At 41.3% G+C, this 17982-nt stretch carries 9 protein-coding genes; 5 read left to right on the plus strand and 4 right to left on the minus strand.

Features of this window, described 5'->3' with window-relative positions; genetic code table 11:
* Nucleotides 1–103: 103 nt before the first annotated feature.
* From hemG to G7Y45_RS11755, 4 genes are read right to left on the minus strand one after another with little or no spacing between them, the layout of a single operon-like run.
* Nucleotides 104–1492: a protoporphyrinogen oxidase gene (gene hemG, locus G7Y45_RS11740; protein WP_044299392.1), complete on the minus strand. Its 1389-nt coding sequence runs from the start codon at nucleotides 1490–1492 to the stop codon at nucleotides 104–106.
* 2 nt (nucleotides 1493–1494) lie between these two features.
* On the minus strand, nucleotides 1495–2859 hold the full coding sequence (gene hemN, locus G7Y45_RS11745; protein ID WP_165014496.1) for an oxygen-independent coproporphyrinogen III oxidase: 1365 nt from the start codon (nucleotides 2857–2859) through the stop codon (nucleotides 1495–1497).
* A 5-nt stretch (nucleotides 2860–2864) separates the two neighbouring features.
* Nucleotides 2865–4094 carry an MFS transporter gene (locus G7Y45_RS11750; protein ID WP_022012200.1) on the minus strand — a complete coding sequence of 410 codons (1230 nt, stop codon included), beginning with the start codon at nucleotides 4092–4094 and terminating at the stop codon, nucleotides 2865–2867.
* A 17-nt stretch (nucleotides 4095–4111) separates the two neighbouring features.
* Entirely contained in the window at nucleotides 4112–6181 is a 2070-nt protein-coding gene (locus G7Y45_RS11755) for a TonB-dependent receptor (protein WP_032530253.1), read from the minus strand.
* Between the two features lie 630 nt (nucleotides 6182–6811).
* Here G7Y45_RS11755 and G7Y45_RS11760 point away from each other — a divergent pair.
* From G7Y45_RS11760 to G7Y45_RS11780, 5 genes are all read left to right on the plus strand, one after another.
* Nucleotides 6812–9130, plus strand: coding sequence for a hypothetical protein (locus G7Y45_RS11760; protein ID WP_165014497.1), 2319 nt, complete (start codon nucleotides 6812–6814; stop codon nucleotides 9128–9130).
* Nucleotides 9131–9142: 12 nt separating this feature from the next.
* Nucleotides 9143–10342, plus strand: coding sequence for an OmpA family protein (locus tag G7Y45_RS11765; protein WP_044299396.1), 1200 nt, complete (start codon nucleotides 9143–9145; stop codon nucleotides 10340–10342).
* 298 nt (nucleotides 10343–10640) lie between these two features.
* Nucleotides 10641–11510 carry an AraC family transcriptional regulator gene (locus tag G7Y45_RS11770; RefSeq protein WP_005776728.1) on the plus strand — a complete coding sequence of 290 codons (870 nt, stop codon included), beginning with the start codon at nucleotides 10641–10643 and terminating at the stop codon, nucleotides 11508–11510.
* Nucleotides 11511–12326: 816 nt separating this feature from the next.
* Nucleotides 12327–14558 (plus strand): TonB-dependent receptor domain-containing protein, encoded by a 2232-nt coding sequence (locus tag G7Y45_RS11775; protein ID WP_165014498.1) that lies wholly within the window; start codon nucleotides 12327–12329, stop codon nucleotides 14556–14558.
* A gap of 44 nt (nucleotides 14559–14602) precedes the next feature.
* Complete coding sequence (locus G7Y45_RS11780) at nucleotides 14603–17980, plus strand: SusC/RagA family TonB-linked outer membrane protein (RefSeq protein WP_165014499.1); 3378 nt, start codon at nucleotides 14603–14605, stop codon at nucleotides 17978–17980.
* Nucleotides 17981–17982 lie beyond the last annotated feature (2 nt).

Below are 17982 nucleotides of genomic sequence, written 5' to 3' on the forward strand. Positions count from 1 at the left end.
AATGAATTTCATCTTTCCCAATCCTTTCTTTTAAGTAGTGTCGTAAGGATTGATAGGTGTTTTTTCAGACTGTTTGTAAATATAGGTAGGCGATAAGAAAGGTTTATTTTTCGCGGGCAATCTCGACAGCTTGTTTGATGCGGTCGGCCATACCGATTCCTCCTTTGAGATTTCCTGCCAATACCAATCCGGGATATTGCTTTTGTAGTTCGTTAATTGTGGTAAACCTGTCGGCGCTGCTGCTTTCGTATTGGGGAATGGCTTTTTCATGCCGGAAGATGCGTATCAGATCGGGTACTATTCCAACAGGATAATTCAGCATCTCGTGCATGGTAGTGCCAATTAACGTGGTAATTTCGTCATTGCTTTTTGTCAGGAGTTCGGGATGCCTTGTTCCGCCCAGGAAATATGAATACAAGGCGCCATCCTTTGGAGAACGGTTGCTGAAGCAAGCCGATGGAAACAAAATACCTAAAACAGATTTTTGTTCACAGGAAGGAACCAATCCCCCAAAGGCAGGGAACTCTTTTCCATAAGTATTACGCAGACCCACACAGACTTGCATAACGGGAGCATAGGTAAGATTGCTAATCCGGTTCATTTGTTCGGTGGGGATAAAAGGAAGAAGTGAAGGCAGGGCATAGGCAGGTATGGTGGTTATCACCTTCCGACAACGAATTTGATCGACCTTTCCGTTGGCATCTGTAAAGCAAACCAACCAACCACGCTCACAAGGTATCAGGGATGTTGAGGTGGCTCCCAATGAGAATCGTTTATTTCCAATGGCCTGTTCCAATGCTCCTGTCAGATTACTGAGGCCTCCATGGGTAGAGAAAACTTTTCGTGTGGCCAGTCGATCGCGTTGGTTTCGGGGTGAAAACGATTTTGCAATGCCACCGCGAATGAAGCTGCCATAGGTCTGTTCAAGCTGATAAAGCTTAGGGAGGGCGTGACGGGTGACCAACCGCATGGGGTCACCGGCATAGACACCCGAAATGAACGGGTCTACCGCATAATGCAGATAAGACGTGCCCAAGCGACGTTGTACCAGTTCGCCAATGGTTTCGTCAGGATTGTTTCCTCTTGAGCGGAAAGGTTCGCATAGGATATTTAATTTATCTTTTGTACTGAACAACGGTGTGGTAATTGCATTGAACAGTCCCGAGGGGAGAGGGTGAAAACGATTACCTTTCCATATAAGACGTTGTTTGGAAGCTTCGCGGGCTGTTTCTAAACGACAGATTGGAGAGAGTGCCTCGAGAAGTTCGGCTACTTCAGGGTGAGAGATTATACCGGTATTCGGTCCGCTTTCGAAGGTGAAGCCACTTTCGTGGTAGGTACATATCTGACCGCCCGTGCGGGATTGTTGTTCGATTACTTCGACATCACATCCCTTGCGAGTGAGGTAATAGGCGATAGTCAGTCCGGTGAGACCTGCACCAATGATAATCGTGTCTCGCAAACGATAATTTTTTGTTTCTGGTTGGTTCATTTTTACAAAGGTTTTGAATATGAGTGTGGGGTATGGAGCATAAGCTTGTCAAGTGAAGCGGCTACGTTGCGTACAAATGCCGAACCTTCGGTTGTCATCTCAAGATAGTCATCAGTATAGTAAATCAGCCCGTCATTGGCAAAGACCGACAGTTTCTGTTCATCATAGGCTGTAGCGGCTTTTAGAGTCGGTACTGATACGTGCAAACGGTTTGACAGAGCTTTCCAATCGATGCATCCATTGCACATTAAGGTTTCAATCACTTCTCTGGTTAATTGCTCGGTTGGAGAAAGGGCGTAGCCTTTGGTAATACATAGTTCGCCTTTGCCGATAATCTCGATGTAGTGGGGAATATCTTTCGTGTTTTGAGCATAGGCCGATTCGAGTTGGCTGATAGCAGTTACGCCCAAGCCATATACCTGTGCAGTAGTGCGTCGGGTACAATAACCCTGAAAGTTGCGGTGTAATTTTTTGGTTTGCATGGCGATACTCAGTTCATCGTTTGGGCGTACAAAGTGATCCATTCCGATAGATTGATAACCGGATTCAAGCAATAGCTTGGCAGCAGTGTCAAACATATTCCGTTTTTCACGATTATCGGGTAGACCTGATTTCTCCAGAATCAACTGTCGTTTATTGATCCAAGGCACGTGGGCGTAACTGAATGTGACCAGTCTGTCGGGTGATAAGGAAATGGCTTGCTCTATACTACGGGCAAAGCTTTCTACTGTTTGCTTGGGCAAGCCATAAAGAAAGTCAAGGTTGATGCTTACCCCCCTTTCACGTAGCAGAGCAAAGATATCTTCCATCGCTACTAAGGAAGGGCGGCGATTCACTGTTTTCAGGACTTCGATGTTAAAGTCTTGCACGCCAATACTGACACGGTTGAAACCACATTCGGTTAACTGTAGCCAATCTTTCTCAGAAAGATATCCGGGATGGCATTCAATGGCTATTTCCGGACGATCGATCATCCGGAATGATGATAATAGGTGAGCATTCAGCTCTTTGATCAAGGCTATAGGAATGGCTGTGGGGCTTCCGCCTCCATAATGTATTTGTGCGATCGGGCGGCTTTTGTCCAACAAAGGAAGAATTTGATCCATCTCCTGGTGCAAGGCCTTTACATAGGATTCAATGACTTCGGGACGTGCCATAGGATATGAGTTGCATCCGCAATAGTGACACAAGTGTCGACAGAACGGGATATGCAGATAAAACGATAACGCACGTTCTGAAACCTTGTTCGATTGCTGCACAGCCTCCAGGTAGCGGCTGTTGGTAAACGGTTCAAAATAATTGGCCGGTGGATAACTGGTGTATCGGGGTACCGGTACATTGTATTTATTGATTATTTCAGTATACATATGTGTTAAGAATGAATAGTTTGAGATTCTTTTCTGAAGAAACAAAAGATATAGATCAGCGATATGGAAGCCAATACGACTTCGAAGATAAATAGACCGTGATAACCAACCCTGTCGGCCACCACTCCGCTAAGAAAGGCCATAAGCAGACCACTTAGGTGTGTGAGTACAGTTTGAATGGTAAAATCAGTTCCTTCGCATCCTTTGCGTACACAATCCATGGCAGTGGTATATACCACAATGGTTGCCATACCGTAGGCACTCCACAATAGTACGATGCCCAAACAGAGCATTGGGAGTGAGGGAGGCGTCCACGAAATACACATAAAATAGAGTGTGGTAAACAGAATGAATATCGCGAATAGTATTCTGGAATAATATCGTCCGATTTTGCGAACCAGTAATCCGGCCAGAAAAGATGATGCGAAAGCGGCTCCGGTACCTACGATGCCTATCATAATGCCTATCTCTTTCATCGAATAGTCCAGATCAACCAGGTAAGAACGCAGTACCGATAAAATGCCGATAATGCTGGCGTAGTAAAGTAGTAGGAATCCTATTTGTTTCCAGATACTGCGGCGGGCAAAGAACCATATAAAATCGGTAAGTCGTGCTCGCTTTGCAGATTCCTTGACAGTCATTTTCATGCGCTTATTCTTCAGTAACGGGATAACTGCCAATAGTACGAAAATGCATAAGCACGGTATCACTGCATGCCAGCCATAGTGTTGGAGAACAAGAAGCAGCACGCCCGTTCCTATTAATGTACCTCCGAAGCTACCCATTGATTGCATACTGTTGACCAAACTTTTATCCCGCTTGTCAAAAGAAAGTACAGCAAGTGTGTCTGTGGCTATATCTTGTGTAGCTGAAGCTACAAGTGATAGAAACACCAATCCGATAATGAGGTAAAGGTCTGTCTGGATGTCGAGTAGCCCTACTAAAAGGATCAGTAAAGCATATACTATTTCGGATGAAATGATACAGCGTTTATAGTCTTTCATGGTGATGCAATGCCGGTCGATGAGTGGTGCCCAAAGAAACTTCAATATCCATGGAAGTTTGATAAGCTGTAATAAGGCGATGGACGAAAGAGAGTAATCAGCCTGTCTCATCAATACTTGTATGGCAGTAGAGAAGAAACTCATCGGGATGGCCTGTGCGATATATAGACAGAAAAACGTACCAAGGTTCAGTGTCTTCTGGGATAGTGGGAAAAATCTGTTTATTTCCATTTTTTGATGTTGCTTGATTAAAGACGGACGCTGACAGATGTCCCCAGGGTGATGGGTTTTCCTTTTTGCGCATAGGCTTTGCTTGTCACGAAGTAGTAGCTCAGATAGTCGGTATTGGTGAGGTTTTTGCTCCAGACTTCCCACGTAAAGTTTCCTTTACTCGCACCAATTTTCAGATTGACCAGTGCATACAGGTTTTGTTTGGCTTGGTTGTCTTCGTACCAATAGATTGGGCCTGTTGCCGATACGCCACCATTGAGTGTAAGGCGGTCGATCCAGGAGCAGATGTTGTAGAATGTATATCCGGCTGTTAAAGAGAAGGTGTGACAGGGGACCATAGGCAGGTAATTACCCCCATAATCTTTTAGGGTGCCACGTTCTTCTTTCTTATAGTGAACAAATCGGGCATCTGTATATCCATAATTCATATGTACGACCAATGAATTTACCGGACGAGCCTGCAAACTTATTTCGACGCCTTTATTGCGAGAGCGACCGGCGTTTCGGATTATATTACCTACAGCTGGAATAGTATTGGTTATCTGCTGGTTGCGCCAATCTATATAGAACAATCCTAAGTCGGTTGTCAGTCGACCATTCAGGAAAGATAGCTTGGCGCCTATTTCGTAGTTCCAGTTATATTCGGGTGAATAGATATACTCGTCATCGTTGAGGAAAGAAACATTAAATCCTCCGGTTTTATATCCTCTGGATACGGAAGCGTAAAGCAATTGATTGTGGGATGAGAGATATTGCAAGCTGAACTTGGGAGTAAACTGGCTGAAGTGAAGGGATCTGTCGAATTGTCCGAGAGATTTTGTTTCTCCTTTACCATCCAACGGCTGTTGCACTTTGGAAAAATCGCATCGGGCCTGTTCATAATCGTAACGTAAACCCACAGAGCAGGACAAACCTTGGAACAGATCGAGTGTGGATTGATGATAAAAAGCAATCCCTTGAGTGGGGATCTCACTATTAGTAAGATGCCGGGTGGTATCTGTAAAACGACTGAGGTCAACTTTCCTATCTACCGTTTGCCGGAAAGCAAAAAGCCCCGTTATCCAGTGATAACGACTGTTATTGACAGATTTTGCTGTAAACTCCTGGCAATACATATGCTGTCGTATCCGGTTTTGCCCGTAGAATATATTGCGGGGCGAGAAATCTTGATCAATCCCCATTTTATCTTGTATATACTGATAGGAGGTTTGGCTGTTGAAACTAATGCGGGAACCATCGTAGCGTACATTAACCCCGGAAGTCAACAGATTTCGTCGATACAGTCCTTCATCATTGTAGTTTACGGCTTCTGTTGTTCCGTTATCGGCATTGTACAATCCGTATGGATATCCTCCCTGATTCGAATACTCGTAGGAAGTTATGAAACGGGTGGTCCAATGGGCTGCAGGTTTCCATATCAGTCCGATTCGTCCTGCTCCATTATCAAGCTTGTCCGCTTTCTTATGGGTATACAGGTTTGTAAAAAAGCCATCATTGTGGTGGTAATTGCCGCTAATGGATAAGCCCAGTTGTTCGTTTACCTTTGTATGGTTTGAAGCCATCAATCGAATATCATTGTAACTGCCATATCCTAACCGAAAACGTGTACCTTGATAATCAAGGGGTGAATGGGTGTATATATTGATAATTCCACCGATGGAGTTACGTCCGTAGAGAGTGCCTTGTGGGCCGCGAAGCACCTCTATACTACTTATGTCCGACAAGTCAACATCGAAAGCTGAGGTTTCAAAATGGGGAATTCCATCGACATAAAACCCCACCGATGGAGCATCTTTTTTTGCTCCTATGCCTCGGATATAAACCGGAGAGTTTTGTTTAGATCCATAATCGGGCATATAGAAATTAGGCAGTAAGGAGCTTAAGTCTTTAGCTCCCGATATTTCATTTTCTTTAAGGAAGCGATTATCTAAGGTAGAAATAGAAAGTGGTTCACGATTGGGACTGTTCTGTTTAAAACCTACTATCGTTACTTCATCCAGATTGATAGGCTTAACCAATACCGTATCGGGTTCATTAGCTGAAACCATTGTGGAAAAGGGTAGGAGGAAAAATAGTTTTCTTATCATATTTTTAGAATTTGCGGCAAAGGTAGACCATGTTTCCAGAGCGGGCAATCCTCATTTCTTAGGATTTTATCTACCAGTTTCAGTTTGCCTTGCATTAATCGTTTTTATCTTTTATTCTGACATTATTGGTCGTGTGCCTTTTTCGTGTTTTCTTCTGGTATATAACAAACCACCCAATTCTATCAGAATAGTATAAATAGGGGGTATTGCTTCATTTGACTGATTTCTGTTAGCGACGACAGCTCCTTTATATTTTCCCTAAAAGGGCTTTATGATATAACTTCCGGGGATGGAAATCATATGTTGTTTTCGTCGGTTTATAGGAAGTAATAGTTTGCTTATAGATTGTATTTGTTTGTTGTATAGAGATTTATGTTACTTCTGTTTTCCTCAGGATGCATTGCGGCTATTTAATAGTTAGCCAATTATAGTGCCGGTATTCTGAAATTGTCTGATACATATAAATAGTGTTCTTTTTTATATAAATATAAGAGTTTATAAGATATTACTTTTGCATCAGAAAGTACGTACTTATTAAACGCGGTTCTGATAATATGACTTTTTATCCCCATATCTGTATTGTCAACTGTCGTTTATATAATTATTTTATACATTTTATTGATAAACAAAATGAACAATGCTAAATTATTACATTTAATGGTTTATATCTTAACCATTATTTTAGGGTGGGCTTGCACAGAAGTGGATATTACGATGCCCAAAGGTCCTAAAGGTGATAGAGGAATGTCGGCTTACGAATTCTGGAAAGAGAATGTAGAGAATGGAGTGATATCCTGGCCTAAACAAGAGACTGAGATAACTGATTTTTTTAAGTACTTAAAAGGTAAAGACGGTCTGGATGGAAAAAATGCTTTTGAACTTTGGAGAGAGGATGTAGTTACAGGTACTTTAGATAATCCTCACCGTCCGGGAAGTAAATGGCCCGTATCTCAAAATAATCTTAGAGATTTTTGGTATTATCTGACAGGAGCGAGTGGTGAGAATGGCCAGACACCTCATATCGGAGATAATATGAATTGGTGGATTGGTAATAAGGACACTGGAATACGCGCACAGGGCAGGGACGGACGAAATGGTGAAGATGCTGTTCCACCGATTGTTACGATTGGGGATAATGGTAACTGGCTGATTGATGGGGTAGATACAGGAAGACCCTCCAGAGGTGAAGAAGGAGTTGCGGGAGCAACACCTACTATTACAATTGGAGAAAATGGAAACTGGGTAATCAATGGGAAAGATACCGGAAAGGCTGCGATAGGTAAAGATGGAAGATCGCCAGAGGTAATGATCGGTACTAATGGAAACTGGTATATTAATGGGAAAGATACCGGTATTCGTGCATATGGTAAAGATGGTGTTGATGGCAAAGACGGTACTAATGGAAAGGACGGTACTAATGGAAAAGATGGTGCTGATGGAAAAGATGGTACTAATGGAAAAGATGGTGCCGATGGAAAGGATGGTAGCAATGGAAAGGATGGTGCTAACGGAAAGAGCGCTTATGAATTGTGGGTAGAGAGTGTTGAGGCCGGTTGTAATAATACTGGGCCTAAAGTGAAAGATCCCCATAATCCGTCTTTGGATTGGGATTGTGGTAAAACCTCTTTGAGTGATTTTTGGGAGTTTTTGAGAGGTGCGGATGGCAAAGATGGTGCGGACGGTAAGGATGGAAAACCCGGTATTCCAGGCAAACCGGGTGCTGAAGTTACTATTATTAAAGGAGTACCTAACGTAATTGCGCTTTATTCGCAGCAAGAATTTGGCGAGTATGTCCGTACAACCGATGGAGGAGTAGCTTATCGTGTGTATGATGAATCTGGTAATAAGGCCCCAAAGGCTGTAGTTAAGGGAATCCCCGGCTTGGATCCGACTAAAACCTACACAGCCAATGAGGAGGGGGAGTTTATTATTCCGAAAGAAGATCTTCCTCAGATTGATGAGGTGGATGCTCGATGGGGAAAAGTTAAGGAGGTAACTATTAATAATGTGACAAAGGAATCTGCAGAAAACACTTATGTCCCTAACAGAATGCAGATTAGAATGATTTATATTGCCACCTCTCCATATCTTGATTTTGAACATAACCTGCAGTTTAGAGTAGAAAGAAAGACAGATCCTGGTGCGGAATGGAAAACTCTTCCCAGCTATTTACCTAATGTAAATGCTGGGTTTACGGCATACCAGGTTACAAATCCGGAAGATCCGACATCTCTTGATAAAACGAAAAAAATAGAAAGTTCTACACCTAATATGAGCAGTACATCAATGTCTATTAATCCTAATAGATATGTTAAAGAGAACCTTGCTGGTATAAAAAATGGAATAACTGACTTTTGGGATGGAAAAGATAACTATTTCTCAATAGTAAAAGATACCCCTTATTATGGAGAAACGATTTATTGGAATGGAGTATGTAAAATGGCACCTTACCAGATACCTCCTACACTTAAAACATTAGTTTTGACTAAGGCATCTGCTGAAAGTGGAGATAATGTATTCTTAAATCGAGCTCAGGGGGAGTTTGACTTTTCGACTATTGATTTCAATATCATATCTAAGCGTGAATTGGTAAAAACAGTGAAACCGAACGGAATAGATTACATTGAACCAGTATTTTATACTCCGGAAGAGGCGAAGGGACTTTTACTTTGTTATGTTAAGTTTACATATACCTCTCCATTGGGAGTGCAAACAGCTACAAGCGAACATAATAAGTCGAGTTATAAGAAACCTGAGTATGCTGCCCTTAGTCCATATTTGGGAGCTACAATCTATTCAGTGGGAGCGAACAGTACTTTCATCTACTCTAACTCTAGCAGTGGTGTATCTTTAGGAGTTCTCAAGAAGAAAGTAGATGATGGTACATATTATGTTGAAAATACATATAAAAATATGCCTGAAATTAATGTAACTTATAAAGACAAATAAAATATAAACAAGATGAATTTCAGTGTAATAATAAATAGACTTTTTATAGGAGCATTGGCTTTTACTGTCTTTCCCTTCTATACTTATGCTCAAAACGATAAAGTGGAGAGACAAACAGAATATAGAACCAAAGCTTGGGAGGTGGGGGCTGGTGGGGCTCTTATCAACTGGGATAGAGTGACCTTCTCCGATTTCCGCCAAATAGATGGTGATTATTTGTATCGGATGAATATCGATCATCTTTTTGGTGGTATCCAACTGTATGCTGCTCGTGAACTGAACCCCTGGTTTTACATTGATTTGCAGGGAACATTGGGTTTAGCAAGAAATCAAGTTGAAACAGGCGGGCGTAAATACGATTTCATGTATATGGCCGGTCCGGGACTTCAATTTCGATTTACTCCATTGTTTAAATCAAAATATGTAGAACCTTATTTACGTATAGGTGTTAACTACCTTCATCATGATTTTCATGCAATTAATGCGGGTAAGTTTGGGAATGATCCTATAGGAGAAGCAGAATGGACGTCATCAAATCCTTGGAATAAAGAGACAATAGGATCTAAACAATCCTATTTCCCCTTATCCTTTGGAGCCGGGGTACAAGCTTGGTTTAACGATCATTGGGGAATAGGATTACAGGGAGAATACATAATGCCTGTCGATAAAAATCAAACGCGCTTTGTTCAGGCTTCGATGCGTGTTATGTTCCGTTGGGGTGGAAGTACAAAACGTCCCATACCGGTTGTACAGTACATAGATCGTCCGGTTGATAGGATTGTAGAACGGATTGTTGAAAAGAGAGTTGAAGTACCGACTGTGGTAGAAAGTCATATCTGCGATCTGTTCGATAACATTCATTTTGCGTTTGATAAGGATGTGGTTACTTCCGAGTCTGAACTCACTTTGGATAAAATTGCAGATCTGTTGAAAAGCTATCCGGATAACAATTTCTTGATAACCGGATATACAGACGCAAGAGGAAGTGATAATTATAATATGGATTTGTCAAAACGTCGTGCAAAAGCTGTGTATCGTGCGTTGTTGAAACGACAAGTGCCTCAGCATATGTTGAAATGGCGGGGAGTCGGGTATCATGCCAGTTCGGTGCCGGCTTCAGGTCCGGATAAAGTCAGAATGGGTGATAGAAAAGTGTCTATTGAGAGAGTGACGAATTCAGATTACTGGGGTTGGTTGACAAATGAAGAATAATGAGCTGTATTAATTTTTCATAAAACATAAAGGCGGCAAGAACAATTTTGTTTTTGTTGCCTTTTTTGTTCCGTTGTTTTGATGTAGAATGAAAAGATTCGAAGAAATAATAGAATGTTAAAGAATTAATCATCATCTGGCTTAAGAGTTGGTAACTCTTTAAACTTCATAAAAAGAAATGCTTAAAAAGATTATCTTATGAATAAATGTAGAGATAGTTGGCGGATTTGTGTAAAATTTTATTTTGTGATAAATAACCGCTAATAGTTTAATTTTGTATGTTTAATAAAATAATATTATGAAATTACTTTATTTTAAAGAACATCTGTCATGCATGAACTATCAAGTAGATGTTAATACAGGTTTTGTTTGTTATAATTTAGAAAAAGATAATGTAAGTCAAATAGATAATAGTGCTTCTCCTTGTATTTTTTTCCTCCTTGATGGAGAGGTGTCTATCGATAGTGGTGAATATCAGAATGTACATGTTGAGAAAGATGAAATGCTTCTTATCCCACAGCATGTGGATAATAAAATCGAAGTCATATATGATGCAAAATGTCTCTTGTTGTTTTGGAATAAAGACATTAGAGTGTGTGATAAAGTTTATATAAATTCTCTCTCTTCTTATGAGAAAAAGAAAGAAGAGATGTGTGTACTTCCTATAAGAGCTCCTTTACTGGCTGTTTTGGATTCCATCGTTGCATATTTATATGCCAAAATGCAATGTAAACATATGCATCTTATCAAACAGCAAGAGGTCTTGTTGGTTTTGAGAGGGTATTATACGAAGAAAGAATTATTTACTTTTTTTTCTTCTATCTTAGGTCATGCAGGACATTTTGAAGATTTTGTAATGGATAATTATAGGAAAGTAAAGAGTGTGAAGGAATTTGCAGGTTTGTACTGTACTTCTGAGCGCTCTTTTAATCGTAAGTTCCGGGATTGTTTTAAAGAAAGTCCTTACCAATGGATGCAAAAAAAGAAAGCGGAGTTGATCAGAGAAAAAATAAGTGAGTCTGATACTCCTTTTCAAGAGATCGCAATGGATTTTGATTTCAATTCACAAGCTCATTTCACTTCTTACTGTAAGAGATTATTTGGAATGACTCCCAGTAAATTGAGAACAGAAAGTAAACGGATCGATGCTTCCGATTTGGGTTACTGATATATATACCGGAAAATCATATAAAGGCTGGATTAGATGCTTATTCTATTCCGGCCTTTTTATTTTAGTGATATTTTGTAATACAGTTAGTTGGGGGGTAAACTCTTTCTTTGCTTGGGTTTCTTGATGGCTTCGGTTTCAATTTCCTGTTTCATTTAAATACTTTTGATCACTTTAAGTCTTTGGTCTTTTTTAGTGCTTTGCTCCATTCGGACATATTAATTCTGAAGTCGAAAAGTGTCACTGGAAAATAAGAATGCAGTTAAGAACTATACTGTGAGAAATGATACAAAACTTGTTCTCATGACATACTCCTGACATCCTGTTTGAGAGATGACTGATAAAAGCCGGCTTTAACTGCAAGTTTAATTTGCTGGGATCCGGTGGAACACATAAATATTACTTAATGGACTGTTATCTTACTCCTTTGGTAACTTTATAAGTTTAATACCATATCATGCTCATACTCTGTGTGTAAGCAATCTGTTTTATGTAATGTTAGGAAAAATTTCGATTTGGTGCAAATACCTAAATATAGTGATTGTGGGTTAAATTTAGTGTCTTTATCTTTGCCGCCGTAATTAAACAAACAACTAAACTAGATTAAGGAATACAGTTTCTATACCCTAACAAACATTAGAGTTTTGCTTTCCTTTTTTTTCTATCCATGCAGGCACTACAGCTTTTCTAAAAGAGTCGATATGGGTGTTAAGTAAGCAGGTTATACCGCTATTCGTAGCTTGATTTCTGCAAAGCGCATCTCTTGTGGAGGTAAATCTAATAGAAGCCCCCTGACAGTGTTACAATTTTATTAATATGACAAATAGAAAACCTTTATTTATCATCCTCTTTTCTTTGGGATATTCAGCTATATACTCACAGGAACAGCAGGTGAAGAGTGACTCCATCTACCAGTTACAAGAGGTAGTAGTATCATCCCAACAAATACTTGGAAGCAAGTTTAAAGCAAGAAACCGTACAGGCTCGGCATATTATATCTCGCCCGAGGAAATTCGCAAGCTTGGATATACGGATATCAACCGCATGCTGAAAGCCGTTCCGGGAGTTAATATGTATGAAGAAGACGGTTTCGGGCTTCGTCCGAACATTAGTTTGAGAGGAACGAAGGCCGAGCGAAGTGAGCGTATCTCTATTATGGAGGACGGTGTACTGGCGGCACCGGCTCCTTATTCTGCTCCGGCGGCTTATTATTTTCCAAATGTTGCCCGAATGGAAGCTATTGAGGTACTGAAAGGGAGTAGTCAGGTACAATACGGCCCGTTCACTACGGGAGGAGCCATTAATCTGGTATCGACTCCTATTCCGAACAACTTTTCCGGCAAAGTAAACATTTCTTATGGAAGTAAGAATACGTTTAAATCGCATGCAGCTATCGGAAGTAACTGGAAACATTTTGGATATATGGTGGAATATCTGCGTTATCAATCGGATGGTTTCAAGAGATACGAAGATTATGCAGCCGAAGGATTTAAAAGAAATGACATTATAGCCAAAATGGTGGTAAAAACGGATAAAGTAAGGGGAGTGAATCATGCTTTGGAACTGAAATTCGGATATGCAGGCGAAAATTCGGATGAAACTTATGTGGGGCTTTCCGCAGATGATTTTAAGAAAACTCCTTTTCTCCGGTATGCAGGTTCGCAAATGGATAAACTTAAAACTGATCATCAGCAGTGGGTTGCTACTTATCTTCTGACTTTTTCCAACAAATTGAAAGTAACTACCAACGCATACTATAACTATTTTCACCGGAATTGGTACAAACTAAATGATGTGCGTGCAGGAATCACCTCGAAAGAGAAAATATCCGTCGCCGATGTACTTATAGACCCGGAAACTAATATCCGCTATTTTGATATTCTAACAGGAAAAACAGACCGGGAGGGTGAGGCCTTATTGGTAAGAGCCAATAACAGAACTTATCGTTCCAGAGGTATACAAACCAGAGCTGAATACCGTTTCAACGTGAAAGAGTTCTTCTTCGACCTGGAGTTCGGGCTTCGTTATCATGCTGATGAGGAAGATCGTTTTCAATGGGATGACTCTTACTCAATGAAAAATAAGAAGATGGTACTATTCATGGAAGGTATTCACGGTACAAATGCCAACCGTGTTACTTCTGCCAACGCTTTAGCCAGTTACCTGCTTGCCAAATTAAGATATAACGTGTGGACTATTACTGCCGGGTTACGATACGAGGACATAGATTTATTGAAAAAAGACTATACGAAAGAAGATTTGGCGCGTTCGGGTAAAGTACGTATTGAGACCCCGAACCATGCACGTGTACTGATTCCAGGAATAGGCGTACACTATCAATTGCTTCCGGCCGCTTCTGTTTTCTTCGGGGTCCACAAAGGGTTTGCTCCTCCAAGCGCGGAATTATATCAAAAGCCTGAAAGCAGTGTGAATATGGAATTGGGCACACGTGTTTCTATCGGGAAATTCAAAGCAGAGCTAATAGGCTTCTACAACAATTACAGTAATATGCTGGGAAGCGATCTGGCCGCTTCGGGCGGATCCGGAACGCTTGAGCAGTTCAACGTAGGAGAGGCCCGGGTAAAAGGTGCGGAGTTTCTGGTGCAATATCAGCCTCTGCCTCATACTTGTAGCCTAAGATTGCCTTTGCAGTTATCATATACTTATACGGATACGGAAATGAGGAACTCGTTCGAAAGCCACTCATGGGGTAATGTAGTTAGAGGTGATGAAATACCTTATATTTTCAAACACGCTCTGAACATGCAATTGGGGATAGAATATAAATGGTTCTACGCAAATATAGGTGCACGCTATAACAGTGACATGCGCACCTCACCCGGGCAGGGAACAATTGCGGAGAGAGAGAAAGTTCCGGCGAACCTTATACTCGACGCTTCGGTCAATGTACTTGTAAATAAATATCTGACGCTCAGGTTAAACGCGATCAACCTGACCAATAGGGTTTACCTTACATCCCGCCATCCTGCGGGTCTGAGAGCAGGACATCCTTTTGGAATCTATGCAGGAGCTAATGTACAGTTCTGATATTAAAATTCAATTGTGATAAACAACAAAAAGAATAAATAACAATGAATGCAACATCGATTATAAAAATTGTAATTAGTAGTTTGCTGCTGGCAATCTTTTCTCAGATTTGTCTGGCACAGGAGCCGGCAGAGATAAAAGGTACAGTACGTTCTACAACTGGAGAATTTCTGCCGGGAGCTACGGTGGTAGTGGAAGGAACAGCACGAGGGGTTATTACAAACGTGGAAGGGAAGTTCTCCCTTAAAGCTCGGAAAGGGCAGATGCTGAAAGTGAGTTTCGTGGGAATGAAAACCCGGGTAGTCAAAATCACGTCCGATATAATGAATATAATACTTCAAGACGATGTACAAGAGATAGAGGGAGTGGTGGTCACCGGCTATCAACAGATTAAAAACAGGGTTTTTACAGGGGCGGCAGCTTCGGTAAAACTGGATGAAATCAAGCTAAACGGTATATCGGATGTATCGCGCATGCTCGAAGGACGTATCGCGGGACTTTCCATACAGAATGTAACAGGAAGTTTCGGTGCGGCACCCCGGATCAATATACGGGGCGGTGCTTCCATAATGGGGAATGTACAGCCTCTATGGGTTATAGATGGAGCAGTATACGAAGATCTTGTCTCGCTTACACTTGACCAGCTGGCTTCGGGTGATGCTGTAACCCTCATCAGTTCGGCTGTTGCCGGGCTGAATGCATCTGATATTGAAGATATACAGGTATTGAAAGATGCTTCGGCAACTTCGATCTATGGTGCCAGAGCACTGAATGGAGTGATCGTAATCACCACTCGATCCGGTCAAAGGAATTCGCCGAACAGATTTTCTTATTCATACGAACTAAGCATGCGCTCTGTTCCTTCCTATACGAATTTCGATCTGCTCAATTCTCAGGAGAGTATGTCTATTTATCAGGAGATGGACAGAAAGGGATATTTCTCTTTGCAAAATACACTATATGGGCGTCGCAGTGGAGTGTATTATCAAATGTATAAAGCACTCAACACAGTTGATCCGACTACCGGGCGATATTATCTGGAGAATACGGATGATGCTAAACGGACGTTTATGCGCGCAAGAGAGTATGCTAACACTGATTGGTTTAAAGAGTTGTTTACATATAAGCCTATCCATACACATACGGTGACTTTTTCCGGAGGAGGAGAGAATTCTGCTATGTATGCTTCTATCGGCTTTTATGATGACAGGGGATGGACACTGGCTGACAATGTTAAAAGGATTACTGCCAATATCAAGAACTCTTTCTACTGGAACGAGGACAAGATAAAGGTTACTATATCCGCACAAGGAAATCTGCGCAACCAAAACTCGCCGGGAACGATTTCGCAACGTAAAAATACTGTTATCGGAACATTCGAACGTGATTTCGATATTAATCCTTTTAGCTATGCTTTAAGTACGAGCCGCACTTTACGTCCTCATAATGCGGATGGCGAACGAGAGTACTATCGGAACAACTGGGCTCCGTTCAACATCCTGAATGAATTTGAAAACAATTACCTTAAAACCGAAGTGTTGGATCTCAAATTGCAGGGCGAACTCTCATACAGGCTTAATAACAACATTGAAGTAAAAGGATTGGCTACGATACGTCATGCGGTTACCAAAAGTTCGCATTTTATAACTGAAGGATCTAATGTGATACAGGCTTTTCGTGCCAACGAGACTCCCTATGTAGCCCGGGAAAACATTTATCTGTTGAAGAATAAAGATGATCCGATGCAACTGCCCCGGGTGGCATTGACACATGGGGGGATATTCAATAAAACGGAAACTTCTTTGCGAAGTTATTTGGGACGTCTGGCTTTGGATTATAATAAGCAACTGGGCGAGCATAATATACGCGCTTTCGGATTTACTGAAATACGATATGCGGATCGCAGCATCAATCCCTTTCAAGGTTATGGGATACAGTATGATAGAGGGAATCAGGTTTTTTCCAACCCCTTGGTTTTTGAAAAGTTGACCAATGAAGGAGATACCTATTTTTCTCTGACCGAACGTTATGAAAGGGGAGTGACGCTATCGGGCAGCGCTACTTACGGTTATGCTGGAAAATACATTTTCAATGGGGTATTCAATTATGAAGGATCCAACACTGCGGGTAAATATAGTCGTTCTCGCTGGTTGCCGACTTGGAATATCGGAGCCAAATGGAATCTGGATCAGGAGGAGTATATGAAAAAATACTCTACCATTTCAAGACTCGCCCTGCGTGCAAGTTATGGACTAACTGCCAAAATGAATGAACAAGCTATTAACTCTACTGCGGTTTTCAACCATCTTATAGTCAACCGTACTCTTCTGAAAGACAGGGAGAATGCGTTGCGTATTTTACATTTGGAAAATCGTGATCTGACGTGGGAAAAAATGTATGAGTTGAACTTCGGTCTTGAACTTGGACTGTTCAACAATCGCATTAGTGCAACATTTGATGTGTACCAACGCAATTCGTTCGATCTGATAGATCTTATCCGTACTTCCGGTGTGGGAGGACAGTATTACAAATATGCTAATTTCGGGGATATGCGTACGCGCGGAGTGGAGTTGGCGGTACAGACCCAAAATATATTAAGTGAGAAATTCAGTTGGTCTACCACATTTACTATCAGCGGAATGAAACAGAAGATTACCCGGTTGCTGAATACTCCTAACACCTTCGACATGGTGGCCGGAACCGGACGTGGCAACATTGTCGGTTTTCCACGTGGATCTCTGTTTTCTTTCAATTTTCAGGGGCTTAACAGTGATGGTCTGCCTACTTTCGATTTCGGACTTTATCCTTCCAACAAGGGAGTGAACAGTGAAATATCAGGAGCAGACTTTCTGGATGCCCAGCATTCAAAGTCGTACCTTATTTACCACGGACCTATTGAACCGAGTTATATAGGAGGTATTGCCAATACCTTTAAGTATAAAAACTGGGAATTATCGTGCTTCGTTACCATGCAAGCAGGTAATAAGATTCGGCTGAACCCGTCGTTTGATCCGGCATTTGCCGACCTTAATGTATTTTCCAAAGAGTACTACAACCGCTGGTTGAACCCCGGTGATGAGTGGAAAACAAATATTCCCGTTATTCCTTCACAGGATCTGATACGGAATATCGGAAAAGAAAATATCGAAAAAGCTTATAACACCTATAACTATTCACAAAATAGGGTGGCCGATGGCAGTTTCGTGCGTATGAAAAACATCTCGTTGGGATATCGTCTGCCTCAAAGATTCCTTTCCTTTCTCAAAATCAAGCAGATGAATGTAAAGGTAAACGTGACGAATCCATTCCTGATCTATTCGGATAAGAAACTAAACGGGCAAGACCCTGAGTTTTATAGATCAGGGGGAGTTTCACTACCTACTCCCAAACAATATACGATGACATTGAATGTTGAATTTTAATT

The organism is Bacteroides sp. ZJ-18, assembly GCF_011038705.2.
Taxonomy (GTDB): domain Bacteria; phylum Bacteroidota; class Bacteroidia; order Bacteroidales; family Bacteroidaceae; genus Bacteroides; species Bacteroides hominis.